This window comes from Bradyrhizobium sp. AZCC 1693, assembly GCF_036924745.1.
GTDB lineage: Bacteria > Pseudomonadota > Alphaproteobacteria > Rhizobiales > Xanthobacteraceae > Bradyrhizobium.
In genome coordinates this window covers 514,002-539,810 of record NZ_JAZHSD010000001.1, presented here as the reverse complement: position 1 = coordinate 539,810, position 25,809 = coordinate 514,002, and the positions used below count along the sequence as shown (strand labels likewise).

The window sequence follows — 25,809 nt, the reverse complement described above, 5'->3', positions numbered from 1 at the left end:
TCGCGTTGATTTGAGCATGACCCTCTCGAAAGATTTTCGGATCACGCTTCACACGTCAGAGCGCATCACCACTGGCGTTCAACGAGGCCATAGGAGGCGTAGGAACCGTCATCCCATGGTGCTGTCGCAAAGGCGCCGACGCGCGGGGCCGGATGAAACCGGTAACCGTAATAGTAGCCCGGGGCCGTGGTCCTGGCGCCGTAGCCTCGTGTGACGTAAGCGGAGTTCGGATAGTTAAAGCCCGTCACGCCGGGATCCTGATAGACCACTTGAGCCATTGCAGGAGTGGCCAGCATCATCGTTGCGGCAACCAGGCCGAGCGATAGTTTCTTGCAGTTCATCATTTGGCTTCTCCATTGGATGTCAAAGCCAAACGATGGTTGCGAAAGGACGTTCCCCCATCGGTCTCAAGTGACCGTGAGGTCGCCTCGCGTGTTCCCGGCAACTCGGCAGAGGCCTCAAACCTTGTCCGGCCCGACGCGCACCAGTTGCTTGCCGAAGTTCGCGCCCTTCAGAAGCCCCATGAACGCCGCTGGCGCGCTGTCGAGGCCTTCAGTGATGAACTCCTTGTGCTTGACCTTGCCCTCGCGCACCCAGCCCGACATGTCGCGCAGGAAGTCGCCGTGACGCGCGGCGAAATCACTGACGATGAAGCCGCGAATGGTCAGCCGCTTGGTCAGCACCGCGCGCATCAGCGACGGCGCCCATTTCGGCGCTACTGCCTGCGTATCGTTGTAATGCGCGATCAGGCCGCAGACGGGCATGCGCGCAAACGCGTTGAGCAGCGGGAACACCGCCTCGAACACCGCGCCGCCGACGTTTTCGAAATAGACGTCGATGCCCTTCGGGCAGGCGTCCTTCAATTTCGCCGCGAGATCGGGATCGCGGTGATCGAGACAATCATCGAAGCCGAGCTCGTTCTTGACGTAGGCGCATTTGTCCTTGCCGCCGGCGATGCCGACCGCGCGCGCCCCCTTGATCTTGGCGATCTGGCCGACCGCCGAGCCGACCGCGCCGGAAGCCGCCGCAACAACGACGGTCTCGCCCGCCTGCGGCTTGCCAATGTCGAGCAGGCCCGTATACGCCGTCATCCCCGGCATGCCGAGCACGCCGACCGCGGTCGAGATCGGCGCGATCCTGGGATCGATCTTCGCAAGCCCCTTGCCGTCGGAAATCGCATGCGTCTGCCAGCCGGCGCGCGAGAGCACGATGTCGCCCTTGGCGAAGCCGGGATTGTTCGATGCGATCACTTCGCTGACGGTGCCGCCTTCCATCACGCCGTCGATCGGCACCGGCTGTGCGTAGGACGGCCCATCGCTCATGCGCCCGCGCATATAGGGATCGAGCGACAGCCAGATCGTGCGCAGGAGCACTTCGCCGGCGCCGGGCGTCGGGACCGGGCAATCCTCAAGGCGAAAATCGGAGGGTTTGGGCTCGCCAACGGGGCGCGAGGCGAGAACGATACGTTTGCCTTGGGACATGATGGCTTTCTCCTCACCGGGTTGTTGCTGTCATTTAGGCGACGCATCGCCGCGACGCAAACCCGCCTCTCATTCCGGGGCGGTCCGAACCCGGCATCTCCAGATGAAGGCCAGCCGGTTCATGTTTCCCCAAGCAATCGGCGCAATTGCAAGGCATCGCGAACGTCGAGCGCCGACCATTCCTATGGACCGATCTCCCGCCCGTTGGAAGATCGATGAGGTCGTTATTGGCCACCCCAGACTATCGGCAAGATTGATCCCCGTGATCTCCGCAATTTGTGGGATTCATCAGAACGAGCGAAGTGCATCTCGCCACGACGTCGTCATGGAGAAACAAGGCGCCGTTCGCGCCCGATAACCCGGCGCGATCCGCGAGCCAGCCCCGCAATTTGCTTGGAGTGCCGGCAATGAATAGCCACGATCAATTAAGGGTTTGGTTGCAGTTGCGAAGTATGCTCGCCATCCCGCTCTCGAAGAGGCCATTCGATGCCAGAGCTTTCCTTACCGCCCGAACCTTCGTCTGCGAATCGAACAAAGGGCGGCATCAGTCTGCGATGGCGGATCCTGGCGGGCAATCTGATCACGTGTCTCTTGGCCGTGGCCTTCGCCATGGCGGTCGCCTGGGGTGGATGGGGCGATCTGCGCAAGCGGGAAGCGGCCGCGCGCTCGCTGACCGCCTTCGAGCTGGTGATGAAGGCCAACAGCCAGATTCCCGTCGAACGCAGCGCCTGGTTCGTGGTTGCAACCGCGGCCGACCCGGCCACGCCCGAGAAGCTATCGGCGCTCGACAAGACCGTCGCCAGCACGAATGCCGCCATCGGCGCGGCCAAGGCGGCCGTTCGCGCGGCGGAGCTGCCGACGAAGTCGATCGAAGCGGCCGAGCAGGCGCTGCAGCAAACGCGCGGTGCCGCACGCCAGGCAGTGATCCTGCCCAAGCCGCAACGACCCGCCAATACCCAGACGGCGATCGTGGATGGACTTGCGCGCGTCGTCGACGCCCTCACTACGGCGACGAGCGACGGCTTGATCAACCTGTCGCGCACCGGCAGCGACATCGAGAATCTGCTGCCTGCGGCGGAACTGGCGCAAAGCGCACAGAGCATGCGTGCCATCAATGGTGCGCGCGCCGCCGTGCTCGGCCTTTTTGCCCGCAACCAGCCCTTGTCGGCAGCCCAGCGCGTCGAAGTGACCGAATTGACCGGTCAGGTTGCGCTGATCTGGAAGCAAATCGAGCAGGGAGTCCACAATACCGGCGATGCGCCGACGCTTGCGGGCGTCTTCGACCAAGTGCGCACGACCCTGATGACCGAAGCAGAGCCGCGGTTTCGACAGGTCGTCGCGGCCGCACGCGAGGGCAGTCCCTGCCCGATCAGCGAGGCCGAATGGCCGGCCTGGATCGGTCGCGTCCTGAACAGCGTGCTCGGTCTGCGCGATGCCGCGCTGACCTTTGCCCACAACGCCAACGATGCTGCGATTGCACAGGCGCAGATGCGGTTGACCTGGGCCCTTGCGGCTCTGTTGGTCGTGCTCGTGGCCTCGTTCATCGTCATGATCGCCGTGATGCGCCAGGTGATCGGCCCGCTGGTGCGGCTAACCGGAGTGACGCTGCGGCTTGCCGACCGCGAACTCGACGTCGCAATCCCCGACGGCGATCGCAAGGACGAGATCGGCACCATGGCGAATGCGCTGCAGATCTTCAAGGATGCGCTGATTGCGAAAAAGCGCGCGGACGAGGATGCTGCGCGTAACGCCGAAGCGCAGCTCGAGCGCGGCCGCCGCGTCAACGGCATCACACGCGATTTCGAGGCCGTGATCGGCGACATCGTGAGCACGGTGTCGTCGGCAGCGACCGAGCTTGAAGGTTCCGCCAGCACTTTGAACACGACGGCGGACCGCTCGCAGACGCTGACGACGGCGGTCGCGGCTGCGTCCGATGAAGCATCCACCAATGTGCAATCGGTGGCTTCCGCCACTGAAGAGCTGACATCTTCGGTCAACGAGATCAGCCGGCAGGTTCAGGAGTCCGCACGCGTAGCCGGCGACGCGGTCGAGCAAGCGCGCCGCACCAATGAACGCGTAAGCGCGTTGTCGCAGGCAGCAAGCCGGATCGGCGATGTCGTCGAGCTCATCAACTCGATCGCAAGCCAGACCAATCTGCTGGCATTGAACGCGACCATCGAAGCCGCACGCGCCGGCGAAGCCGGCCGCGGCTTCGCTGTGGTCGCCGCGGAGGTGAAAGCGCTGGCGCAGCAGACAGCGAAAGCGACCGGCGAAATCCATCAGCAGATCATCGGCGTCCAGGCAGCGACGCAGGAGTCCGTCGGCGCTATCAGGGAGATCGGAGATACGATCGGGAAGCTGTCGGAAATCTCCTCGACGATTGCCGCTGCCGTCGAGGAGCAGGGCGCAGCCACGCAGGAGATTGCGCGAAACGTGCAGCAGGCGGCGCACGGCACCCAGAAAGTCTCCACCAACATCAGCGACGTGCAGCAAGGCGCGAGTGAGACCGGATCGGCCTCGTCGCAGGTGCTGTCCGCGGCCCAATTGCTCGCCTCCGACTCGAGCCGCCTCAAGCTCGAGGTCAGCAAGTTTCTGGAAGCCGTGCGCGCGGCATAAGCGCGACGCTTGCGAAGATCAGACCACTTCGATGTTTCGCATCGTCCGGAGATGCCTGCGTGCGACTACGCCCCGCCCGGATAGTTCGGGCTTTCCCGCGTGATCGTCACGTCGTGGACGTGGCTTTCGCGCAGGCCCGCGCCGGTGATGCGCACGAACTGCGCCTTCTCGTGGAATTCGGCGAGGTTGCGCGCGCCGACATAGCCCATCGCGGCGCGCAGGCCGCCGGCGAGCTGGTGCATGACGTTGCCGACCGGACCCTTGTACGGCACCTGGCCCTCGATGCCCTCGGGCACCAGCTTGAGCGTGTCCTTGATGTCCTGCTGGAAGTAGCGGTCGGCCGAGCCGCGCGCCATCGCGCCGACCGAGCCCATGCCGCGATAGGCCTTGTAGGAACGGCCCTGCCACAGGAACACTTCGCCCGGTGTCTCGTCGGTGCCGGCGAGCAGCGAGCCGACCATGGCGATGTCGGCGCCGGCGGCGAGTGCTTTGGCCAGATCGCCGGAATATTTGATGCCGCCGTCGGCGATGACGGGCACCTTTGCCTTCTTCGCCGCTTCCACCGCGTCCATGATCGCGGTGAGCTGCGGCACGCCGACGCCGGCGACGATGCGCGTGGTGCAGATCGAGCCCGGGCCGATGCCGACCTTGATCGAATCCGCGCCCGCGTCGATCAGCGCCTGCGCGCCCTCTTTCGTGGCGATGTTGCCGGCAATCACCTGCACGGCGTTCGAAAGCCGCTTGATGCGGTTGACCGCCTCGAGCACGCGGGAAGAATGGCCGTGCGCGGTGTCGACCACGATCAGATCGACGCCGGCATCGATCAGCCGCTCGGTGCGCTCGTAGCCGCCCTCGCCGACGGTGGTTGCCGCAGCCACCCGCAAGCGGCCGTGCTCGTCCTTGCAGGCCAAGGGATGCGCGACCGCCTTTTCCATGTCCTTGACGGTGATCAGGCCGACGCAGCGATACTGGTCGTCGACCACCAGCAGCTTTTCGATGCGGTGCTTATGCAGCATCCGCTTGGCCTCGTCCTGGCTGACGCCCTCGCGCACCGTGACGAGGTTTTCGTGCGTCATCAGCTCCGACACTTTTTGCTTCGGATCGGTCGCAAAGCGGACGTCGCGGTTCGTGAGAATGCCGATCAGCTTGCCGGGCGAATTCTTGCTGGCGCCGGTGACGACGGGAATGCCCGAAAAACCATGATCCTTCATCAGCGCCAGCGCGTCCGAAAGCATCGCGTCGGGGCCGATGGTCAGCGGATTGACCACCATGCCGGATTCATACTTCTTGACCTGCCGGACCTGCGCGGCCTGCCCTTCGGGATCGAAATTGCGGTGGATGACGCCGACGCCGCCGGCCTGCGCCATCGCGATCGCCATGCGCGCTTCGGTGACCGTGTCCATCGCGGACGCGATGATCGGGATGTTGAGCGGGATCGCGCGGGTCACATGCGAGCGGATATCGGCCTCAGAAGGCAGGATATCCGAGAGACCGGGTTTCAGAAGCACATCATCGAACGTGAAGGCTTCACGGATACCCTGAAGTCCCTGCGCCATTGCCAACTCCTTTCCGCGGCTCATTGCCGCGATCAGTTCTTATGGATGAGCGCCGCCTGCGGCGATGCTATCGGCATCGCCGTCGAATCGAAGCCCATCGGTGGGGTTGACGGTGGTCGATAGCATGGCGGGACGCCGAATCAAAGCGTTTGCCAGCTATGCACAGGCTTTTCGGGAAAAGCCGCAATCCCAAGGGGTTAGCGACAGCCTTTAGGGCCGGTAGCCCGGCGGCGGGCCGTGCTGGCGGATCGCCTCCACCACCTCGCGGTGCCGGCGGTCCTCCCGCTTCATGTGAACCGCGATCAGCGCATGCGCCGAGGGCACCAGCAGCAGGACATGGAAAATCAGCCCGAAAACCAGGCAAAACACGATCAGGACCAGGTTGAAGATCGCCGAAAACGGCTGCCCGTTCAGCAGCAGCCCGAGCGGCGGCAACAAGGCAGCAAGCACGTAGATCATGCGGACCTCCCAGCGGCTGGCGCGGTGCATACCAGCGTCACGCAGGATTTAGGTGGTTTGCTCCGTTCCGCAATGGCCTGTGTGACGGCGGGATGATACAGCGCCCTCGCCTGCCTCTTTCTCCAATCTCCTGATCCCGATGGACAAGCAACGCCTGATCCCGCTGATCGTCGCCACTGCCCTGTTCATGGAGAACATGGACTCGACGGTGATCGCGACGTCGCTGCCGGCGATCGCGGCTGACATCGGCACCAGCCCGCTGACGCTGAAGCTTGCGATCACGTCCTATCTGCTGTCACTCGCCGTGTTCATCCCGGCCAGCGGCTGGACCGCCGACCGTTTCGGCGCGCGCATGGTGTTCTCGATCGCCATCGGCGTGTTCATGATCGGGTCGATCGGGTGTGCGCTGTCGCAGAACGTGACCCATTTCGTCATCGCCCGCATCCTGCAGGGCATGGGTGGCGCGATGATGACGCCGGTCGGGCGGCTGGTGCTGTTGCGCTCGATCGACAAGAGCGCGCTGGTCAATGCGATGACCTGGGTGACGGTGCCGGCGCTGATCGGGCCGGTGATCGGGCCGCCGCTCGGCGGCTTCATCACCACCTATTTCTCCTGGCACTGGATCTTCCTGATCAACATCCCGATCGGGCTGCTCGGCATCTTCATGGCGATGAAGTATATCGACCCGATCAAGAGCGAGGATCCCGAGCGCTTCGATCTCTATGGGCTGGTGCTGGCCGGGATCGGACTGGCCGGCATCGCCTTCGGCCTCTCGGTCGCCGGCATCGGCCTGTTGCCCTGGCCTGTCGTCGCCGGCCTCGTTGCGGTCGGCACGATCTCGATGACGCTCTACGTGATGCACGCGAGGCGGACCGGATCGCCGGTGCTGGATTTCTCGCTGCTGCGCCTTTCCACCATGCGCGCCAGCATCATCGGCGGCTTCCTGTTCCGGCTCGGCATCGGCGCGCTGCCGTTCCTGCTGCCGCTATTGATGCAGGAAGGTTTTGGCCTGACGCCGTTCCAGTCCGGCCTCGTCACGTTCGCCTCCGCGGTCGGCGCCATGGGCATGAAGACGCTGGCCGCACGCATCATCCGCGCCTTCGGCTTCCGCAACATGATGACGGTCAACGCCGTCGTCAGCGCGGTCTTCCTCGCCGCCTGCGCCCTGTTCACGGTGACGACACCGCTATTGCTGATCTTCATCATCCTCGTGGTCGGTGGCTTCTTCCGCTCGCTGCAGTTCACCGCGATCAATACCGTCGCCTACGCCGAGGTCGAGCCGGCGCAGATGAGCCGCGCCACCACGCTCGTCAGCGTCAACCAGCAACTGGCGATCTCCGCAGGCGTCGCGGTCGGCGCGTTCTCGGTGGAATCGACCATGCTCTATCAACACGTCACCGAACTGAACGCCGGCGTGTTCCCACCGGCGTTCCTCGTGGTCGCGGTCATTTCGGCGGCGTCGGCTTATTTTTTCCGGCAGATGCCCGACGACGCCGGCCACGAAATCTCCGGCCGCAAGGCGGTCGAGATTTCGAGCCGCAAGGGTGCCGCGAAAGCAGCGACCAAGGCCGCCAGCGAAGGCACCGAGGACGCGCGGGATCAGCGGCTGGGCTGATAGGCCGGCGCGAGAAGCCGGCGTCCCCCATCATTTCAGCACGCGTTTTTGCCGGGATCTGCATGGGTAGATGCGTAGAGCGCAAGCGAAACCCATCGGCCTGCCGGGCGGCATCGATGGGTTTCGCTTTCCGCTCTGCCCGTCCTCGTGAACGCTACCCGAATTTGCCCCGTTCCTCGCCGCGCAGCACGTTGCGCTCCGCAAGAAAGAATCTGACACGAGAGTCAGAAAGCGAACGGAAGCATCCGCAACTGTCAGCCATAGCTGGTTGGACGCGGCGCGGAGCCGTTCCGTGTCGGAACCCCATCAAGACGGGGAATTCTTCCGTTGAAATCAGTTTCGATTGAAAGGATGAAGACGCGTGAATCAAGCCAATACGATGGAAGCGAATGCCGATCCGAAAGCCGGCGCCGAGAAGCGCTCTGCCATGTCGTTCCCCGCAGTGCCGGGCATTTTTGATGGGCTCGCCGAGCAGAACATGATCAGGGCAAAAGAAAACATCGAGAAGATGAAGATGGCCTCGGGAGCGATCAACGACGCCCTCCGGGAAGCCTATTCAACCAACGTAAAAGGCGCTGCGGATTACGCCGCCAAAGTCATCGAGTTCTCCGGCGCCAATACGAACTCAGCCTTTGATTTTCTCATCCACCTCCTGGGCATGAAATCGCCGTCGGAAATCCTGCAGCTCTCGGCCGCACAGCACGCCAAGAACTTCGAAAATGCGACCGCGCAGAGCCGGCAGCTTTGGGAGCTCACCCGCAAGGTGGCGACCGAGACGGCCGATCCGATCAAGAAGAGCTTTGCCAGCGTGCTGCAGAAGGCGGCCTAGTTCTTAATCGAACCTTTGCAGCCCGCCGGGATCGGCAGGAACAAGCGCTCCCATGAGAAGGGCGCATTCCAACCGGTGGCGAAGCAACTTGCCGTCGGCACAAAAAATCCAGCAACGGAGGAGTAGTAATGGGCGTGGTCATGATCAAATGCCCCGGGACCGGGCACGCTATTCCGACAGGTATGAAAGCGGACCGGGAGAGGTTTCGACGCAGCCCGGTGTTTTTTGCGCGCACCTTTTGTTTGATCTGCCAGGCCAATCACGAATGGTTTGCCCGGGAGGCCTGGGTTCATGAGCCGGAAGAGAAATGGCGCATGCACGAGGCCGCATTCGTCCTGCAACCGGCGTAGAGCCGTCGAGGCGCTGCAATCCGGTCAATGGCCCCGTGGCCGTTGGCCGGTCCCTCCCTGTGTCGGTGTGCGCCGCCGCACTTCGCCCGCGTTGGCAAACAGGGGGATTTCATCCCCCTGCGGTGGCGGCTTCATCTCCTCCGTCAGGACGATACGATCAATTCTACGGCGCATGAGCTGGTAGCATTCGCATGCCGCCGCTTCGAGCCGCGGCCTGTCAATCTCGATCGAGCTCCGCGCATTGGATCGGATTGCGCCGGACTCGCGAAGCTTGGAAATGACCTGCGTCACCGTCGTCCGCCGCACGCCGAGAAATTCCGCAAGCGTCTCCTGGGTCAGCGGCAGGACGTCCCCGTCAGCCCGATCGTGCACCTGCAGCAACCACCTCGCCAGACGCGCCTCGACCGAGTGCAGCGCATTGCAGGCCGCGACGTGCTGGAATTGCGCCATCAGTGCCCTGTTGAGGGTCTGAACCGCGCCGTTCAAGGCTCTGCTACGGCCGAGCGCGGCATGAAATCGTGTTGGCGAAATTTGCAGTGCGAGCCCGGCCACCCGCACCACCGCCGTCATCGGAGAGCGGGAAAACTCCAGAGTCGTCAGGAGGCCCACGGCTGCCTCATTGCCGACGACGGCGGTCGCAACCGTTTGTCCGCTCGGCATATCCATGATGAAGGCGATCAAGCCGCTTAGGGGGAAATGGATCCGCTCTATTGGATCGCCCGACCGCACCAGCACGGCGTCCCGTTCAAGCTCAATCAGCCGGAAATGACGCACAAGCAAATCGAGGTCTGCTGGCGGCAACGCAGCTAACAGTCGATTACCAACCCTGGTCCTCTGCTCCATCACGGGAATACTCCTTCCCAGACGGAGGCGCGGCTCGCTGCAGAATTCCCGGTGGCGCCAGGGCTGCATGCGGATAACAAACCACGCCTGGCTAATGAAATACGCCTTACGGGAGGAAAGTTCCAGGGGATTCGCACAAGACCTAGCGCCCGCTTCCGCCTCGTACTGCAACCGCTGGAGACGCGGTCCAGTCATCGCACCGTAAAGGTTGCGCTCAAGGCTGTTCGCGATGCCCGCGAAATCCCATCGCCAGCACATAGCGCTCTGACGAATCCTGCCGGCTCGAGGCCGGCTTGACGTGGCGCACGCTGGCGAAATCGCGCTTCAATTGCGCCACCAGCTCGGCATCGGCGCCGCTCTGAAAGACTTTTGCCAGAAATGTTCCGCCGGGATTGAGCACGTCGGCGGCAAAGGCTGCCGCGCTTTCGACGAGGCCGATGATGCGCAGCTGATCGGTCTTGCGATGGCCGGTGGTATTCGCCGCCATGTCGGACATCACGACGTCGGCCCGCCCGCCCATCATCGCGATCAGCTTTTCGGGCGCGTCCTGGCTAAGAAAGTCGAGCTGCGCGAAATCGACGCCGGGGATCTCCGGCATCTCCAGGAGATCGATCGCGACCACCCTGCCCTTGCCGTTGACTGCACCGACGCGTTTGGCCGCGATCTGGCTCCAGCCACCGGGGGCAGCGCCGAGATCGACCACCGCGATGCCATGCTTGAGGAAATGATGCTTGTCGTCGATCTCGATCAGCTTGTAGGCCGCGCGCGAGCGATAGCCATCCCGCTTGGCTTGCGCCACATAGGGATCATTGAGCTGCCGCTCCAGCCAGAGTTTTGACGACAGCTTGCGCTTGCCACCGCTCTTGACCGTGACGTGCAGCCGTCCGGTGGTGTCTTTTGCCATGTCAATGCTTGTGTTGAAAAGTCAGCCGCGGCTCGGAGATTGGAATCAATAGCACGGAACCCGCCAGGCATTGAAGCGAGGATGAGGACCGGCCGCTCCCGCCATTCGGGTGCTCATCACCATCAGCCCGATGGTGGGCATACGCAATATCACAAGATCGACGAAATAGCCCAGCAGCGAACATTTGCCGGGAATCGTGACTTGAGTAGCCAGCCGAATTTGCGGCAGGTGAGAGCCAGTTGCGGAACATCCGCGATATGCGGTCGCTCCCAGAGAACCATCGAGGGTCGCGGGAAAAGATGGGCTGGCCCGGAACGGTCCCACAGTGTTTGCGTTGCTCGGGAAGGAGCTGGGGCAAGTCATCAACCTGCAATCAGCGGAGAACAAAGATGGCAAACCCACGCCAGGAGGAAAAGTCTACACAAGGCATTGAGGACGCTGCCCGCCGCGCCGCCGAGAGGACTGCCGAACAGACAAGCCGTATCGGACAGGCTGTAGCCGAGCAGACGACGCGCGTCGGCCAAGTCGCGGCTGACACCGGGCAGGAAGTGGCTCGGGCAGGTGCCAATCTGCTCCAGCAAAACGCCGAAACGCTACAGAACGCCTGGCGCTTCGGTCTGGAGATGGCAACCACGGTCATGGGCCGGTCTACGGAGCAATTCGGTCGCACGCTCGGCTTGTCGGGTGACGGTGCGCAGCAGGCAACGGAACGATCGACCCGCAACGTCCAAACCATGCTTTACGCCAGCACGGCGGCTGCCAATGTGATGGGCGGGATGTCGCGAGAGTACTTCCAGCTTGTCCGGCGTCAGGTCGAACAAAATATGGATCGCATGAATGAATTGTGGACCTGCCGAACGCCGCAAGACGTTGCAGCCGTACAAAGTGACATGCTGCGTGAGACCGTGGGAACTGTTCTGGAGAGCAGCCATCGGATCGCCGACATGTCGCTCAAATTGGCCGACGACGCTGGAAGACAGATCAATGAAAAATTGGAAGAGATCCGGCGTGCTGCCTAGTCCAGCCTCCCGGTTTCAACATTGACAGAAGAGCGGCTGACACACTCAGCCGCTCTTGCGTTGCTGGACATAGCGGGGAGGCTTCCGAACCAACTGCACGGATGGATGCGCATTAGCACGCCCGGAGGGCGCCGTCCTCGCGCATCATCTCGACCAGCATGCCCTCGCGCAGGCCACGGTCGGCGACGCGCAGCCGCGGCAGCGGGAAGGCATCGCGGATCGCGTCGAGAATGGCGCAGCCGGCCAGCACCAGATCGGCGCGCTCGACGCTGATGCAATTATTGTTGGCGCGCTCCTGATAGCTCATGCCGAGCAGCCGCTGGATCACCGTGGTGACGTCGGAACCGTTCATCCAGATGCCATCGATCCGGCGGCGGTCATAGCGCGCCAGATTGAGATGGACACCGGCGAGCGTCGTCACGGTGCCGGACGTGCCCAGCATATGCATGTCGTGCAAATCCATGCCGTGCTCGCCAGCGAACGGCGCCACATATTGCGCGACTTCGCGCACCATCCGCGCATAGGCTTGCGCCGTGACGTCACGTCCGCCGAAATGCTCGGCCAACGTGACGACGCCGAGCGGGATCGACATCCACGCCTTGATCCGCGGCGGCGCATTCTGCTCGGCGGGATCGCGCTCGATCCGGACCAGTTCGGTAGAGCCGCCGCCGATGTCGAACAGGATCGCGCCCCGCCCTTTTGCGTCGAGCAGCGGCGAGCAGCCGATCACGGCCAGCGTCGCCTCGGTCTCGCGATCGATCACCTCGAGCCGGATGCCGGTCTCGGCCGCGACGCGGGCGCGAAAGTTTTCGGCATTGGCGGCGGCACGACAGGCCTCGGTGGCGATCAGCCGCAGGCGGTGGGCCTTGCGATAGCGGATCTTGTCGCTGCAGATGCTCAGCGCCGCGATGGCGCGGTCGATCGCCGCCTCGCTGATGGAACCGGTTGCGGAAATGCCCTCACCGAGCCGGATGATCCGCGAAAACGAATCCACCACGCGAAAACTGTCGCCGGCCGGACTGGCGATCAAAAGCCGGCAATTATTGGTGCCAAGGTCGAGCGCGGCATAGACACCGTTTGCCGTGGCCGCCGCAACCGACCCTGACGGGCTTGCGCAGGCCGGAAGCCCTTCGCGCAGCCGCGTGTCCTCATTCATCAAAACTGTCTTTCCGCGGCCACTTCCGGGCCGACGAAGAAAATTACCGTTCACGGAAACTTTAGCAGCGCCAAGGGGCTACGCAACAACCCATCACATAGGACTATGCCCAATCAGGCGTTGTCGGGCATGACGCGGTGCGTTATCTGAGCGGGAACCCGCGCCGAACGGGAAAATCCAAGAAAATCCAGCATTTCAGGTGTTTTCGATGCAAGATCACACGCCGGCCTCCTCCCTGGGCAACGCTATCGCACTGCAAAAATACGGGGTGGGGCAGCCTGTGCGCCGCAGGGAAGACGACACGCTGGTGCGCGGCAAGGGCAAATATACCGACGATTTCACCCTGCCCGGCCAGGCCTATTGCTGGATGGTGCGCTCCAGCCATGCCCACGGGATCATCAAGGCGATCGACACCGCCGCCGCCAAGGCCATGCCCGGTGTGCTCGGCGTCTGGACCGGCAAGGACCTCGAAGCCGCCGGTTACAACCCTTTCACCTGTGGCCTGCCCTTGAAGAGCCGCGACGGCTCGCCGCTGTTGCAGACCAACCGTCCGGCGCTGGCGACCGACAAGGTTCGCTTTGTCGGCGATCCCATCGCCTTCGTGGTCGCGGAAACGCCGGCGCAGGCGCGCGATGCGGCGGAGGCCGTCGAACTCGAGATCGAGCCGCTTCCCGCCGTGACCGATGCCGCGGAAGCCGCCAAGCCCGGCGCGCCGCAGCTCTACGATCATATCCCTGGTAACGTCGCGCTCGACTACCACTATGGCGATACGGCCAAGATCGACGCGGCGTTTGCCACTGCTGCGCATGTGACAAGACTCGACATCGTCAACACCCGCGTTGCCGTGGTGTCGATGGAGCCGCGCGTGGCGCTGGCGGCCTTTGACAGGGCGGCCGAACGCTTCACGCTGCAGGTGCCGACACAAGGCGTCTCCGGCAACAAGGTGACGCTGGCGAAAATCCTCAACGTGCCGAACGACAAGGTCCGCATCCTGACCGCCAATGTCGGCGGCTCCTTCGGCATGAAGAACGTCAGCTATCCCGAATACACCTGCATCCTGCACGCGGCGAAGGCACTGGGCCGCCCGGTGAAATGGACCGATGAACGCTCGACCAGCTTCCTCTCCGACAGCCACGGCCGCGCGCAGCTCATCCACGCCGAACTGGCGCTCGATGCCGAAGGCAAGTTTCTCGCGGTGCGCCTGCAGGGTTACGGCAATCTCGGCGCCTACATCACCGGCGTGGCACCGGGGCCGTTGTCGCTCAACACCGGCAAGAATCTCGCGAGCGTCTACCGCACGCCGCTGCTCGGCGTCGACATCAAGACGGTTTTGACCAACACCACGCTGATGGGCGCCTATCGCGGCGCCGGCCGGCCCGAAGCCAACTACTACATGGAGCGGCTGATCGACCGCGCCGCCGACGAAATGGGGATCAGCCGTCTCACGCTTCGCAGGCGCAACTTCATCAAGCCGGCGCAACTGCCGTTCGCGGCGGCCTCCGGCGTCACCTATGACAGCGGCGATTTCGCATGCGTCTTCAACAAGGCGCTGGAGATTTCCGACCACGCCAATTTTGCCAAGCGCAAGAAGGAAAGCAAAAAGAGCGGCAAGCTGCGCGGCTTCGCCGTCGGCTCCTATCTCGAAGTGACTGCGCCTCCGAGCGGCGAACTCGGCAAGATCACGTTCGAGCCGGATGGTTCGGTGAAGCTGACCACCGGCACGCTCGATTACGGCCAGGGCCACGCCACGCCGTTCGCGCAGGTGCTTTCGGCGCAGCTCGGCGTTCCCTTCGAAAGGATTACGATGGAGCAGAACGACAGCGATCTCGTCCGCTTCGGCAATGGCACCGGCGGCTCGCGCTCGATCACCGCAACCGGCCAGGCGATCGTGGAGGCTTCCGCGCTCGTGATCGCAAAAGGCAAGCAGGCCGCCGCGCATCTGATGGAGGCGTCCGAAGGCGATATCGAATTCGCACAAGGCCGCTTCACCATCGCCGGCACCGACCGCTCGATCGGCATCATGGAGGTGGCGCAGCGCGTGCGCGAGGGCAAGATGCCGGAGGGCGTGCCGCTGTCGCTCGACGTCGACCATGCCACCACGGACACGCCCTCCACCTTCCCCAATGGCTGCCATGTCGCGGAAGTGGAAATCGATCCCGAGACCGGCGTCGTGCAAATCGTGCGCTATTTCGCCGTCAACGATTTCGGCACCGTGGTCAACCCGATGATCGTCGCCGGCCAGTTGCATGGCGGCGTGGCGCAAGGCATCGGCCAGGCGCTGATGGAGCAGGTCAGTTACGATTCCAGCGGCCAGCCGATCACCGGCTCGTTCATGGATTACGCGCTGCCGCGCGCGGAGGACATCCCGCCGATGGAAGTCGGCGACCATCCCTCGCCCGCAAAATCCAATCCGCTGGGTACCAAGGGATGCGGCGAAGCCGGCTGCGCCGGCAGCCTCGTCTGCGTCGTCAACGCCGTGATTGATGCGCTGTCGGAATATGGCATCACGCAGATCGACATGCCGCTGACGCCGGAACGGGTGTGGCGCGCGATCCAGGATGCGAAGGCGAAGGCGGCGTGAGGGCTGCGCTGCCAGCCACATAGAAAACAGTCATCGCCCGCCTTGTGCGCAATTGCGCACTGGGGCGGGCGATCCAGTATCCCAGAGACGTCAGCGATAAAACCGAGAGGCCGCGGCGTACTGGATTCCCCGCCTTCGCGGGGAATGACGGGATGAGTTTAGGCGAGCCTGCCCTCTACGCCGCAGCCTGCTCGCGCGGCTGGTAGATCGCGACGTGGTGGCAATGCGCCAGCGGCGTCTGGCCGTTGCCGACGACCAGCGCGTCGAGTTCGACGAAGCGGTGGCCCTTCTTGTCGTAATTGCCGATGACCTTCGCGCGCGCCGTGATTACATCGCCGCTCTTGGCGGCCGAAAGCAATTGCATCCGGCTGCCGGCGTGAATCCAGGGCCCCAAAATGGCGTTGTCGACCAGCGCGCGATTCATCACCCGTTGCAGCAGACCGGGATGACCCAGACCCTCCTTCGCGTAGATCGGATCGGCTTCCCTGATATTTCTGAGATATTCGCTGGCCGCCCCGTCGGCCCAGTCGAGCGGCGCGGTGCCGAGCCATTTGCCGACTTCGTAGGAAGCGGCATTGACCGGTTTGCGCTCCGCCGCGGCCGCAACTTCCTTGTAGTCTGCGATCGAAACAGCCGGCACAGATGCCGGCAATGACGCGGTGCCAGTGGCGCAAAGCTCGCCGCGGCTCTGCACCTCTATCGAAAGCACGCCATTGCTTTCCTCCGCCGTCAGCTCCGCGAGTTCGCCGTCATAGACCGGCTCGACGAAACGGGCATCGATCAGGCCGCGTTCGAGAAAGGCGCGGCCCCATTTGGCGACCGGCAAGTGCATCATGTAGGCCATCACGTCGACGCCCGGGACCAGCCCGCCCGAGAATCCGAACCGCTTTGCGACGGTGTCGTCATGCATCTTGTTTTCGGATTGTTTTGCGGTGTTGTAGGCATGGACGCGATACGGCTCGATGGGCATGCCGGTTTCCTCTTGTTCTTGGTTGTTTTCAGCCATTTATCGTACGCAAAGAATGTACCGTGGCAAGCGTGTTCCGCCCCCTGTTTTCCTCGCATTCAGGCATCGAATAGGCTACCACGCGCGGGCAAGAACACACCGCCGAGATATGCCTGAATTGAACCCCACCCGCATCTATGTCGATGCCGACGCCTGCCCGGTGAAGGACGAGATCTATCGCGTCGCGATCCGGCACGGCTTGCCGGTCAGCGTGGTCGCCGGCAATTTCATCCGCGTGCCACAGGACCCGCTGATCGCGCGCATCGCCGCCGGTTCCGGGATGGATGCCGCCGATGACTGGATCGCGGAGCGCGCCGGCAAAGGCGATATCGTCATCACGTCGGATATCCCGCTCGCCAGCCGCTGCGTGAAATCGGGCGCCGAGGTGATTGCGCCGAATGGCAAGCCGTTCACCGAACAATCGATCGGCATGACGCTGGCCGTGCGCAACCTCATGACCGACCTGCGCTCATCGGGCGAAGTGACGGGTGGGCCGAAATCCTACTCGCCGCGCGACCGCTCGGCGTTTTTGTCGGCGCTCGACCAAACCATCCGCCGCATCCAGCGCCAGCGGGCGCAGCAGCCTGCGCCGAACCAGGATTGAACGATGGCGCCGCCGCTGATCCAGTTGAAGGATATAAGGCTGACGTTTGGCGGCACGCCGCTGTTGTCGGGCGTGGAACTATCGGTGTCGTCGGGCGAGCGTGTCTGCCTGATCGGCCGCAACGGCTCCGGCAAATCGACTCTTCTGAAGATCGCCGCCGGCCTCGTCGAGCCCGACGGCGGCAGCCGCTTCGTGCAGCCCGGCGCCACCATCCGCTATTTGCCGCAGGAGCCTGATTTCGGCGATCACAAGACGACGCTGGCCTATGTCGAGGCTGGCCTTGGCCCCGGCGACGATCATTACCAGGCGCGCTATCTCATCGAGCAGCTCGGGCTGCACGGCGACGAAGACCCCGCGCATGTCTCCGGCGGCGAAGCCCGCCGCGCGGCGCTGGCGCGGGTGCTGGCGCCCTCGCCAGACATATTGCTGCTGGACGAGCCGACTAACCATCTCGACCTTCCGACCATCGAATGGCTGGAAGGCGAACTGCAAAGCCGCCGATGCGCGCTCGTCCTCATCAGCCACGACCGCCGCTTTCTCTCCAACCTGTCGCGCGCGACCGCCTGGCTCGACCGCGGCCAGATCAGGCAGATCGACCGCGGTTTTTCGGCGTTCGAATCCTGGCGCGATGAGGTGCTGGCCGAGGAAGAGCGCGACCAGCACAAACTCGACCGCAAGATCGTCAACGAGGAACACTGGCTGCGCTACGGCGTCTCCGGCCGGCGCAAGCGCAACGTCAAGCGGCTCGGCAATCTGCATGCGCTGCGCGACCAGCGGCGCACTTATCGCGGCGCGACCGGGAATGCCAACCTCGCCGCCGCGGAAGCCGAGAAATCCGGCCGGATGGTCATCGAGGCCAGGAACATCAGCAAGGCCTATGGCGATCGCAGAATCGTTGATGGCTTCTCGATCCGGGTACAGCGCGGCGACCGGATCGGCATCGTCGGCCCGAACGGTGCCGGCAAGACCACACTGGTTCATCTCCTGATCGGCAATGATCCGCCTGACAGCGGCACGATCCGGCTCGGCGCCAATATCGAGATGGCGACGCTCGACCAGCACCGCGAAAGCCTCGACCCCAAATCGACACTGGCCGAAGCCTTGACCGGCGGACGCGGCGACCACGTCATGGTCGGCGGCAAGCCGAAGCACGTCGTCAGCTACATGAAGGATTTTCTGTTCGCGCAGGAGCAGATGCGCACCCCGCTCGAGGTGCTCTCCGGCGGCGAGCGCGGCCGGCTGATGCTGGCGCGTGCGCTGGCAAAACCATCGAACCTGCTGGTGCTGGACGAGCCGACCAACGATCTCGATCTCGAAACCCTCGACGTGCTGGAGGAGATGCTCGGCGACTACGAAGGCACGGTGATCCTGATCAGCCATGACCGCGACTTCCTCGACCGCGTGGTGACGTCGGTGATCGCGCCCGAGGGCAATGGCCGCTGGATCGAATATGCCGGCGGTTACACCGACATGCTGGCGCAGCGCGGCGAGGATCTGGCGCGCGAAGCGCCGCAGGCGCCGGCGGCCGTCGAGGAGAAGAAGGAAGTCAGGGCGGCCGCGCCTTCAGCGGCATCAAAGCGCCGGTTGAACTTCAACGAGAAGCACGCGCTGGAAACCCTGCCGAAGACGATCGCAAAATTGCAGGCCGCGATCGCAAAACAGCAGAAGCTGCTTGACGATCCCGACCTCTACGCCAAGGATCGCAAGAAGTTCGATGCGGCCTCCGCGGCGATCGCAAAGGCGCAGGAAGAGCTCGCGGCGGCCGAAGACCGCTGGCTGGAGCTGGAAGTTTTGCGCGAGGAAATTGAACAGGCCTGAGTGTAGGATGGGTGGAGCGAAGCGATGCCCATCATAGTGCATCGACGGGAATTGATGGGTATCGCTGCGCTCCACCCATCCTACGGGTTCATACGATTTCGAACAGAGAGAAGAGCATGACAACGCCCCTCGCCGCCAAGATCGCCCGCGAATACGGCACGCCCTGTGCCGTCATCGACATGGACCGCGTCGAGCGCAACATCGCGCGGGTCCAGGTGGCCTGTGATACGGCCGGCGTCGCCAACCGGCCGCATATCAAGACCCACAAGAGCCCGCTATTGGCACAGATGCAGGTCGCGGCCGGCGCCAAGGGCATCACCTGCCAGAAACTCGGCGAAGCCGAGGTGATGGCGGAAGCCGGGATCGACGACATCCTGATCAGCTACAACCTGATCGGCGAGGAGAAGATGGCCCGCCTTGCCGCGCTGCAGGCCAAGGCCAACATGACGGTCGCCGCCGACAATTCGACCGTGATCGCGGGCCTGCCGCAGGCCGTCGCCGCTTCCGGCCGCCCGCTGTCGGTCGTGGTCGAATGCGACACCGGGCGCAAGCGCGCCGGCGTCGAAACGCCAGCCGAAGCCATTGCGCTGGCGCGCGAGATTGCCGCCTCAAAGGGGCTGACGTTTGCGGGCTTCATGCTGTATCCGACCGAAACCGGCTGGGCCGAGGCGCAGAAGTTCTTCGACGAAGCACTGGCCGGCGTCCGCGCGCACGGGCTCGATGCTGCGATGGTTTCCACCGGCGGTTCGCCAAACCTGAAAAATCTCGGCAAGCTCAAGGGCGGCACCGAGCACCGGCCCGGCACCTATATCTACAACGACCGCATGCAGGTCGCCGCCGGCGTCGCCGGTTGGGACGATTGCGCGCTCAACATCTATTCCACCGTGGTCAGCCGCGCCGGCCCGGATCGAGGCATTCTGGACGCCGGCTCGAAGACGCTGACCTCCGATCCCGGCGGCGGGCTCGACGGTTACGGGCTGATCCTGGAGCACCCGGAAGCCAAGATCGCGCGCTTTGCGGAAGAGCACGGCTTTCTCGACCTGGCCCGCAGCAACACGCGGCCTGTCGTCGGCGACGTCGTGCGGATCGTGCCCAATCATGTCTGCGTCGTCGTCAACATGATGGACGAGGTGGTGATGGTGCGCGGTGACGAGATTTTGGGCACGCTGCCGGTGGCGGCGCGGGGGAAGTTGCGCTAAGCGGCCCCGTAGGATGGGTAGAGCGCAGCGAAACCCATCATTCATCAGCTCGGCAAGTCCCGATGGGTTTCGCTTCGCTCAACCCATCCTACGGATTAAGCCACTTCAACGCACCCCGCCCCGCGGCAGCGCCGGTCGCGAACGACGCCTGCAACAGGTAGCCGCCGGTCGGCGCCTCCCAATCCAGCATCTCGCCAGCCGCGAACACGCCGGGCAAACGGCGGAGCATGAAGTCGCCGTCGAGTTCGCTGAACGCGATCCCGCCCGCGGTCGAAATCGCGCGCCCAATCGGGGCTGTGCCGGTGAGCTCGATCGGGACGGCGTTGATCAGTCGAGCAAGGTCGGGTTGCGACATCGACGCGAGCGAAGTGCCGGATGCCCTGGCCGCCTCCTGCAGCAATCCTATCGCAACGGGTGGGAGGCTGCCGGCCTTGCGCAGGAAATTCGACAGGGACTGTTTGCCTTTCGGCACCGATACCTTCGCGATCAGGTCTTTCATGTCGAGATCGGGCCGCAGCGCGATGTGGAGGGTTGCTCGTCCCGAGCGGTCGATCGCCTCGCGCAACTCGGCTGACAGCGCATAGACCGCGCCGCCTTCGATACCGGTTCGGGTAACGACGGCCTCGCCGCGGACGCTATGCGCACCTGATGTCAGCACCACGCCCTTGAGTGGCTGTCCCTCGAAGCGATCTCGAAAGATGTCCGACCAGGCGACGGTGAAGCCGGAATTGGCCGGGCGCAGCGGCGATATCTGCACGCCTTTGGCAGCGAGTATCTCCGCCCATGCGCCGTCGGAGCCCAGCCGCGGCCAGCTTGCGCCGCCGAGCGCCAGCACGGTCGCGGCCGCTTCGACCGTGACCGCCCCATCCGGTGTTTGAAAGCGCAGGCGACCTTGTTCGTCCCAGCCACTCCAGCGATGACGTAGTGACAGCTTAACCCCCATCGCGTCCAGCCGCCGCAACCATGCCCGCAGCAAGGGCGACGCCTTGAATGCTTTCGGAAACACCCGGCCGCTGGAGCCGACGAAGGTTTGTTGTCCCAGGGCGTCGCTCCAGTCGCGCAGTGCCTGTGGCGAAAACGCCTCGATGGCAGTTTTCAGATGCGGCATCGCCTCGCGGTAGCGCGCAAGGAATTGCGGCAATGGCTCGCTATGCGTGAGGTTCAGCCCGCCTCGCCCCGCCATCAGGAATTTGCGGCCGGCCGATGGCATCGCATCATAGACGGTGGCCTTGATGCCGCCCTGCGCGAGCACTTCGGCGACCATCAGGCCGGCGGGGCCGGCGCCGATGACGGCGACGTTATTGGGAGGCGATGACATGGTGTGAGTGTAAGCCGGATTCGCCCACCACAATAACAGTCGTCATGCCCGGGCTTGTCCCGGGCATCCACGTCTGGCTTTTGGCAGGTGGCAAAAGCGTGGATGGCCGGGTCAAGCCCGGCCATGACGAGGGAGTGTAACGTGCCGCTGCGGCGCTACAACTTGATCCCCGCCCGTGCGGCAGCCTGCGCGACATACTTCTGCGTTTGCTCAAACGCGCCCTGCAGCGCCTTCGCCTTCGAGACGTCGTCGATCTCGGCAAAATGCGCTGATATCGCATCGGGCGTCCAGTCGGACTGGGCGAGGTTGATGCCTTCGGTCTCGATGATCTTGATCACCGCGAACGAACCCGCGCCGGCGCCCATGATGGTGCGGGTCGGGGCGTCTTCGCTGAGCAGAAACTCCACGGCCGGCGTGATCGCCTCGGGGCGCATCAAGGCCAGCGCCTGCGGCGGCAGCAGTTCTTCCGTCATCCGGGTCGCCGCGGTCGGCGAGATCGTGTTGACGCGGATGTTGTTCTTGCGGCCCTCCTCGGCCAGCACGTTCATCAGGCCGACCATGCCGGCTTTGGCGGCGCCGTAATTGGCCTGGCCGAAATTGCCGAACAGGCCGGATGACGAGGTGGTCAGCACGATGCGTCCATAGTTGCGCTCGCGCATGCCATCCCACACCGCCTTGCAGCAGTAAAACGTACCGACGAGATGGACATCGAGCACTTTGGCAAAGTCGGCTACGTCCATTTTTGCGAACGACTTGTCGCGAAGAATGCCGGCATTGGCGCACAGGAGATCGACGCTGCCCCATTCCTTGGTGGCACGTTCGACCATCGCTGTGACTTGTCCAAACTTCGAGACGTCGGCGCCATCGGCCATCGCGGTCCCGCCGGCTTTGCGGATTTCCTCGACCACGGTTTCGGCCGGCGTCAGCGACCCGCCGGTGCCGTCGCGCGCGCCGCCGAAATCGTTGACCACCACCTTGGCGCCGCGGCTCGCCAGCCCCAGCGCATGCGCCCGTCCCAGACCATTGCCTGCGCCGGTGACGATAGCGACGCGTCCGTCAAACCTGATTGCCATGCGAATTCCCTAGTTCTTCTTCCTTCTCCCCTTGTGGGAGAAGGTGGCGCGGATGCAATCCGCGCCGGATGAGGGGTCTGTCGCCGCGGAGAGAGACCCCTCACCCGGCTTCATCTCGCTCCGCTCGATTTCGCCACCCTCTCCCACAAGGGGAGAGGGTACGAAAGCGCCAAGAGATTGATAGTTTTTGAGCAGTGATGGATTGCCGGGTCAACTGGTTTGAAGACGCGCTTCGCGCTTTTGCCCGGCAATGACAGGGAAACCTAGTTGAAATAGATCAGCCCGATCCAGTCGGCGACCAAAGCGGGTTTTTCCTCGCCCTCGATCTCGACGGTGACATTGGTGCGCGACTGCAGCTCTTTCGGCTTGCGCAGCTTGGCTTCCATGAGCGTGAAGCGGCCGCGGACGCGGGAGCCGGCGCGGACCGGCGACAGGAAGCGCAGCTTGTCAAAGCCGTAATTGACGCCCATCGCCGTGCCTTCAATGACCGGCATCACCTCGTAGGACATGATGCTCAGCAGAGACATCGTCAGAAACCCATGCGCGATGGTGTTGCCGAACGCGGTTTCCTTCCTGGCGCGTTCGGGATCGACATGGATGAACTGATGGTCCTCGATCACGTCGGCATAGAGGTTGATCCTGTTCTGGTCGATCAGGTGCCAGGACGACACCCCGATCTCCTTGCCGACCATGGCCTGATAGGCGTCAAAGGAGACCGGCGGCTTCTTCCAGACTTCATTCATTCGCTAACTCTCCAGCCCGGCGGTTCGCACTTTCTGTAGCTCCGGGAATTCTTCTTCGCGGAACTCGGCGCCGCGCAAACCGTCGCTGCGGTTATTATCATGTTCGAGCCGGCGCAACTGGACGCGGCGGATCTTTCCGGAGATCGTCTTCGGCAGTTCCGTCACCAGTTCGATCTTGCGGATACGCTTGAAAGGCGCGAGCCGCGTATGCAGGTGCCTGAAGATCGAGAGCGCGGTTTCCGGCGTGCGTTCCGCTCCCGAGACCAGCAGCACATAGGCCTTGGGGATTGCGAGCCGGATCGGATCGGGGCTCGGCACGACGGCGGCTTCCGCGACCTGTTCATGTTCCAGCAGCACGCTTTCCAGTTCGAACGGGCTGATGCGGTAATCGGAAGACTTGAAGACGTCATCGGAGCGGCCGACGAAGGTGAGATAGCCTTCGTCATCGGCAAACACCACGTCGCCGCTGCGATAGAGATCGCCGCTCGTCCCACTCAGTTTGCCATCCTCGCCCTGATAGCCCTGCATCAGGCCCGCCGGGCGGTCGGCGCCGAGCACCAGCGTCACCTCGCCTTCCTTGGTGACATGGCCGTCACTATCGGTGATCTGCACACGATAGCCCGGCAGCGGACGACCCATCGAGCCGACCTTGACTTTCTGGCCCGGCGAGTTGCCGGCGAGCGCGGTGGTTTCGGTCTGGCCGTAGCCGTCGCGGATGGTCAGGCCCCACGCCGCCTTCACCTGGTCGATCACTTCGGGGTTGAGCGGCTCGCCCGCGCCGCAGACTTCGCGCAGACTCACCTTGAAGTCGGCGAGCTTCTCCTGAATGAACAGCCGCCACACCGTTGGCGGCGCGCACAGCGTGGTGACGCCACAGCGGCCGACGGTCGCGAGCAAGGCTTTGGCGTCGAAGCGCGGCTGGTTGACCACGAACACAGTCGCGCCCGCGTTCCACGGCGCGAAGAAGCAACTCCAGGCATGCTTGGCCCAGCCCGGCGAGGAAATATTAAGATGCACGTCGCCCGGCTGCAGCCCGAGCCAGAACATCGTCGACAACGCGCCGACGGGATAGCTGCGCTGGCTGTGCCGCACCAGTTTCGGCTTTGCCGTGGTGCCCGAGGTGAAATAGAGCAGCATCGGGTCATCGGCATTGGTCGGGCCGTCAGATGTAAAGGTCTCCAGCGCGCTCGCGGCCTGCTCGAACGGCAGCCAGCCGTCATGCTTCGATGTCGCGCCGACCACGATGCGGACCAGATTGTCGCTGCCGAGCCCTGTAAACTTCGCGACCTGATCCTGCGAAGCCACCACCACCCTCGCCTTGCCACGATCGAGCCGGTCGCGCAACTCGTCCGAGGTTAGCAGCGTGGTGGCGGGGATCACGACCACGCCGAGCTTCATCGCCGCCAGCATGGTCTCCCACAGCGGGACGACATTGCCGAGCAGCAGCAACAAATGATCGCCGCGCTTCAGGCCCTGCGCACGCAGGAAGTTCGCGACCTGATTGGAACGGCGAGACAGCGTCGCGAAGGAGAGTTTTGTCTCCCTATCGCCGGGATCGACAATCCAGAGCGCGGCACGGTCCCGGCTATCGCCATTCGCAGCGAGTTCCGCATCGAACCAGTCCAGCGCCCAGTTGAACGGAACCGGATCCGGCCAGCGAAAACCCTTCACGGCCGTATCGTAATCCGCGCGGTGCTTGAGCAGAAAGGCGCGCGCTTCCTGGAAGGTCGTCATCAGGTCTCCGTTATTTCCCGGCGAGGCTCCTAACGTGCTGGATAATCCCGGAAAAATCCACCCCACCATGGCCGGCGGCGTCGAAGGCCTTGTAGATCTCCTGCGCGTGCTTGCCCAGAGGCGTCACAGCACCCGCGGCATTGGCCGCGTCCTGCGCCAAGGTGAGGTCCTTCACCATCAGCGCCGAGGCAAATCCGGGCTTGTAGCCGTTGTTCGCCGGGGAGGCCGGCACCGGGCCCGGCACCGGGCAATAGGACGTCAGCGCCCAGCATTGCCCCGAGGAGGTCGAGGCGACGTCGAACAGCGCCTGATGCGACAGGCCGAGCTTTTCCGCCAGCGCAAACGCCTCGCCGACACCGATCATGGAAATGCCGAGGATCATGTTGTTGCAGATCTTGGCCGCCTGCCCCGCACCCGCCCCGCCGCAATGCACGAGCTTCTTGCCCATGTTTTCCAGCACGGGTTTTGCCGCCGCAAACGCCTTGTCCTCGCCGCCGCACATGAACGTCAGTGTCGCGCCCTTGGCGCCGCCGGTTCCGCCCGACACCGGCGCATCGACCGAAAGCATGCCGCTTTTGGCAGCCAGCGCATGCGCCTGCTTGGCGCTTTCGACGTCGATGGTCGAGCAATCGATGATCAGCGTACCCTTGGCCATCACTGGGACGACCTCGTTCCATACCGTCAGCACATGCTTGCCCGCCGGCAGCATGGTGACGACGACGTCGGCGCCCTTGACGGAGGCTACCGAAGTCTTCGCGATATCAGCCCCGTCCGCCCTGGCCTGATCGCGCGAGGCCGCCACCAGATCGAACGCGGTGACCTTGTGGCCGGCCTTGACCAGATTGGCCGCCATCGGCCCGCCCATGTTGCCGAGGCCAATGAATGCGATATTTGCCATCTCGAAT

The 25,809-nt window shown here is 63.8% G+C and carries 22 protein-coding genes; 9 read left to right on the top strand and 13 right to left on the bottom strand.

Annotation, left to right across the window (positions count from 1 at the left end; genetic code table 11):
* Positions 1–65: 65 nt before the first annotated feature.
* Both V1293_RS02600 and V1293_RS02595 read right to left on the bottom strand, forming a co-directional pair.
* Complete coding sequence (locus V1293_RS02600; protein WP_334506437.1) at positions 66–344, bottom strand: hypothetical protein; 279 nt, start codon at positions 342–344, stop codon at positions 66–68.
* Positions 345–458: 114 nt separating this feature from the next.
* The gene (locus V1293_RS02595) at positions 459–1,481 is read right to left on the bottom strand and encodes an NADP-dependent oxidoreductase (RefSeq protein ID WP_334506436.1); all 1,023 of its coding nucleotides are present in this window, start codon (positions 1,479–1,481) and stop codon (positions 459–461) included.
* A gap of 486 nt (positions 1,482–1,967) precedes the next feature.
* On the opposite strand from V1293_RS02595, the gene V1293_RS02590 reads away from it, so the two are divergent.
* A complete protein-coding gene (locus V1293_RS02590) occupies positions 1,968–4,097 on the top strand; it encodes a methyl-accepting chemotaxis protein (RefSeq protein ID WP_442894200.1) in 2,130 nt (709 codons plus the stop codon).
* 65 nt (positions 4,098–4,162) lie between these two features.
* Here V1293_RS02590 and guaB read toward each other — a convergent pair whose 3' ends face one another.
* Together guaB and V1293_RS02580 are read right to left on the bottom strand one after the other, a co-directional pair.
* Positions 4,163–5,653, bottom strand: a complete 1,491-nt coding sequence (gene guaB / locus V1293_RS02585; RefSeq protein WP_334506434.1) for an IMP dehydrogenase — start codon at positions 5,651–5,653, stop codon at positions 4,163–4,165.
* 210 nt (positions 5,654–5,863) lie between these two features.
* Entirely contained in the window at positions 5,864–6,112 is a 249-nt protein-coding gene (locus V1293_RS02580) for a hypothetical protein (protein WP_028346604.1), read from the bottom strand.
* A gap of 139 nt (positions 6,113–6,251) precedes the next feature.
* On the opposite strand from V1293_RS02580, the gene V1293_RS02575 reads away from it, so the two are divergent.
* From V1293_RS02575 to V1293_RS02565, 3 genes are all read left to right on the top strand, one after another.
* The gene (locus V1293_RS02575; RefSeq protein ID WP_334506433.1) at positions 6,252–7,727 is read left to right on the top strand and encodes a DHA2 family efflux MFS transporter permease subunit; all 1,476 of its coding nucleotides are present in this window, start codon (positions 6,252–6,254) and stop codon (positions 7,725–7,727) included.
* A 361-nt stretch (positions 7,728–8,088) separates the two neighbouring features.
* Positions 8,089–8,556: a phasin family protein gene (locus V1293_RS02570; protein WP_334506432.1), complete on the top strand. Its 468-nt coding sequence runs from the start codon at positions 8,089–8,091 to the stop codon at positions 8,554–8,556.
* A 128-nt stretch (positions 8,557–8,684) separates the two neighbouring features.
* Positions 8,685–8,906 (top strand): hypothetical protein, encoded by a 222-nt coding sequence (locus tag V1293_RS02565; RefSeq protein ID WP_334506430.1) that lies wholly within the window; start codon positions 8,685–8,687, stop codon positions 8,904–8,906.
* A 24-nt stretch (positions 8,907–8,930) separates the two neighbouring features.
* Here V1293_RS02565 and V1293_RS02560 read toward each other — a convergent pair whose 3' ends face one another.
* The gene (locus V1293_RS02560) at positions 8,931–9,749 is read right to left on the bottom strand and encodes a helix-turn-helix domain-containing protein (RefSeq protein WP_334516597.1); all 819 of its coding nucleotides are present in this window, start codon (positions 9,747–9,749) and stop codon (positions 8,931–8,933) included.
* Positions 9,750–9,963: 214 nt separating this feature from the next.
* Positions 9,964–10,653, bottom strand: coding sequence for an RlmE family RNA methyltransferase (locus tag V1293_RS02555; RefSeq protein ID WP_334506428.1), 690 nt, complete (start codon positions 10,651–10,653; stop codon positions 9,964–9,966).
* 389 nt (positions 10,654–11,042) lie between these two features.
* Here V1293_RS02555 and V1293_RS02550 point away from each other — a divergent pair, with 389 nt between their 5' ends.
* On the top strand, positions 11,043–11,672 hold the full coding sequence (locus tag V1293_RS02550; RefSeq protein WP_334506426.1) for a phasin family protein: 630 nt from the start codon (positions 11,043–11,045) through the stop codon (positions 11,670–11,672).
* 112 nt (positions 11,673–11,784) lie between these two features.
* On the opposite strand, the gene V1293_RS02545 is transcribed toward V1293_RS02550, so the two are convergent.
* Positions 11,785–12,828 carry a Ppx/GppA phosphatase family protein gene (locus V1293_RS02545; protein ID WP_334506424.1) on the bottom strand — a complete coding sequence of 348 codons (1,044 nt, stop codon included), beginning with the start codon at positions 12,826–12,828 and terminating at the stop codon, positions 11,785–11,787.
* A 208-nt stretch (positions 12,829–13,036) separates the two neighbouring features.
* Between V1293_RS02545 and V1293_RS02540 the strand changes: the two genes are divergently transcribed.
* Positions 13,037–15,409, top strand: coding sequence for a xanthine dehydrogenase family protein molybdopterin-binding subunit (locus V1293_RS02540; RefSeq protein WP_334506422.1), 2,373 nt, complete (start codon positions 13,037–13,039; stop codon positions 15,407–15,409).
* A gap of 175 nt (positions 15,410–15,584) precedes the next feature.
* Here V1293_RS02540 and V1293_RS02535 read toward each other — a convergent pair whose 3' ends face one another.
* Complete coding sequence (locus tag V1293_RS02535) at positions 15,585–16,379, bottom strand: hypothetical protein (RefSeq protein WP_334506421.1); 795 nt, start codon at positions 16,377–16,379, stop codon at positions 15,585–15,587.
* Between the two features lie 154 nt (positions 16,380–16,533).
* On the opposite strand from V1293_RS02535, the gene V1293_RS02530 reads away from it, so the two are divergent.
* The 3 genes from V1293_RS02530 to V1293_RS02520 all read left to right on the top strand — a co-directional run bounded on the left by V1293_RS02530 (position 16,534) and on the right by V1293_RS02520 (position 20,036).
* Entirely contained in the window at positions 16,534–17,019 is a 486-nt protein-coding gene (locus tag V1293_RS02530; RefSeq protein WP_442894199.1) for a YaiI/YqxD family protein, read from the top strand.
* Positions 17,020–17,022: 3 nt separating this feature from the next.
* Positions 17,023–18,837 carry an ABC-F family ATP-binding cassette domain-containing protein gene (locus V1293_RS02525; RefSeq protein WP_334506419.1) on the top strand — a complete coding sequence of 605 codons (1,815 nt, stop codon included), beginning with the start codon at positions 17,023–17,025 and terminating at the stop codon, positions 18,835–18,837.
* Positions 18,838–18,953: 116 nt separating this feature from the next.
* A complete protein-coding gene (locus V1293_RS02520; protein WP_334506417.1) occupies positions 18,954–20,036 on the top strand; it encodes a D-TA family PLP-dependent enzyme in 1,083 nt (360 codons plus the stop codon).
* Positions 20,037–20,124: 88 nt separating this feature from the next.
* On the opposite strand, the gene V1293_RS02515 is transcribed toward V1293_RS02520, so the two are convergent.
* The 5 genes from V1293_RS02515 to mmsB all read right to left on the bottom strand — a co-directional run bounded on the left by V1293_RS02515 (position 20,125) and on the right by mmsB (position 25,802).
* Positions 20,125–21,354 (bottom strand): NAD(P)/FAD-dependent oxidoreductase, encoded by a 1,230-nt coding sequence (locus V1293_RS02515; protein ID WP_334506415.1) that lies wholly within the window; start codon positions 21,352–21,354, stop codon positions 20,125–20,127.
* Between the two features lie 155 nt (positions 21,355–21,509).
* On the bottom strand, positions 21,510–22,427 hold the full coding sequence (locus V1293_RS02510) for an SDR family NAD(P)-dependent oxidoreductase (protein ID WP_334506413.1): 918 nt from the start codon (positions 22,425–22,427) through the stop codon (positions 21,510–21,512).
* 263 nt (positions 22,428–22,690) lie between these two features.
* A complete protein-coding gene (locus V1293_RS02505) occupies positions 22,691–23,170 on the bottom strand; it encodes a MaoC family dehydratase (protein WP_334506411.1) in 480 nt (159 codons plus the stop codon).
* Positions 23,171–23,173: 3 nt separating this feature from the next.
* Complete coding sequence (locus tag V1293_RS02500) at positions 23,174–24,904, bottom strand: AMP-binding protein (RefSeq protein WP_334506409.1); 1,731 nt, start codon at positions 24,902–24,904, stop codon at positions 23,174–23,176.
* 10 nt (positions 24,905–24,914) lie between these two features.
* Positions 24,915–25,802: a 3-hydroxyisobutyrate dehydrogenase gene (gene mmsB, locus V1293_RS02495; protein ID WP_334506407.1), complete on the bottom strand. Its 888-nt coding sequence runs from the start codon at positions 25,800–25,802 to the stop codon at positions 24,915–24,917.
* Positions 25,803–25,809: the final 7 nt, after the last annotated feature.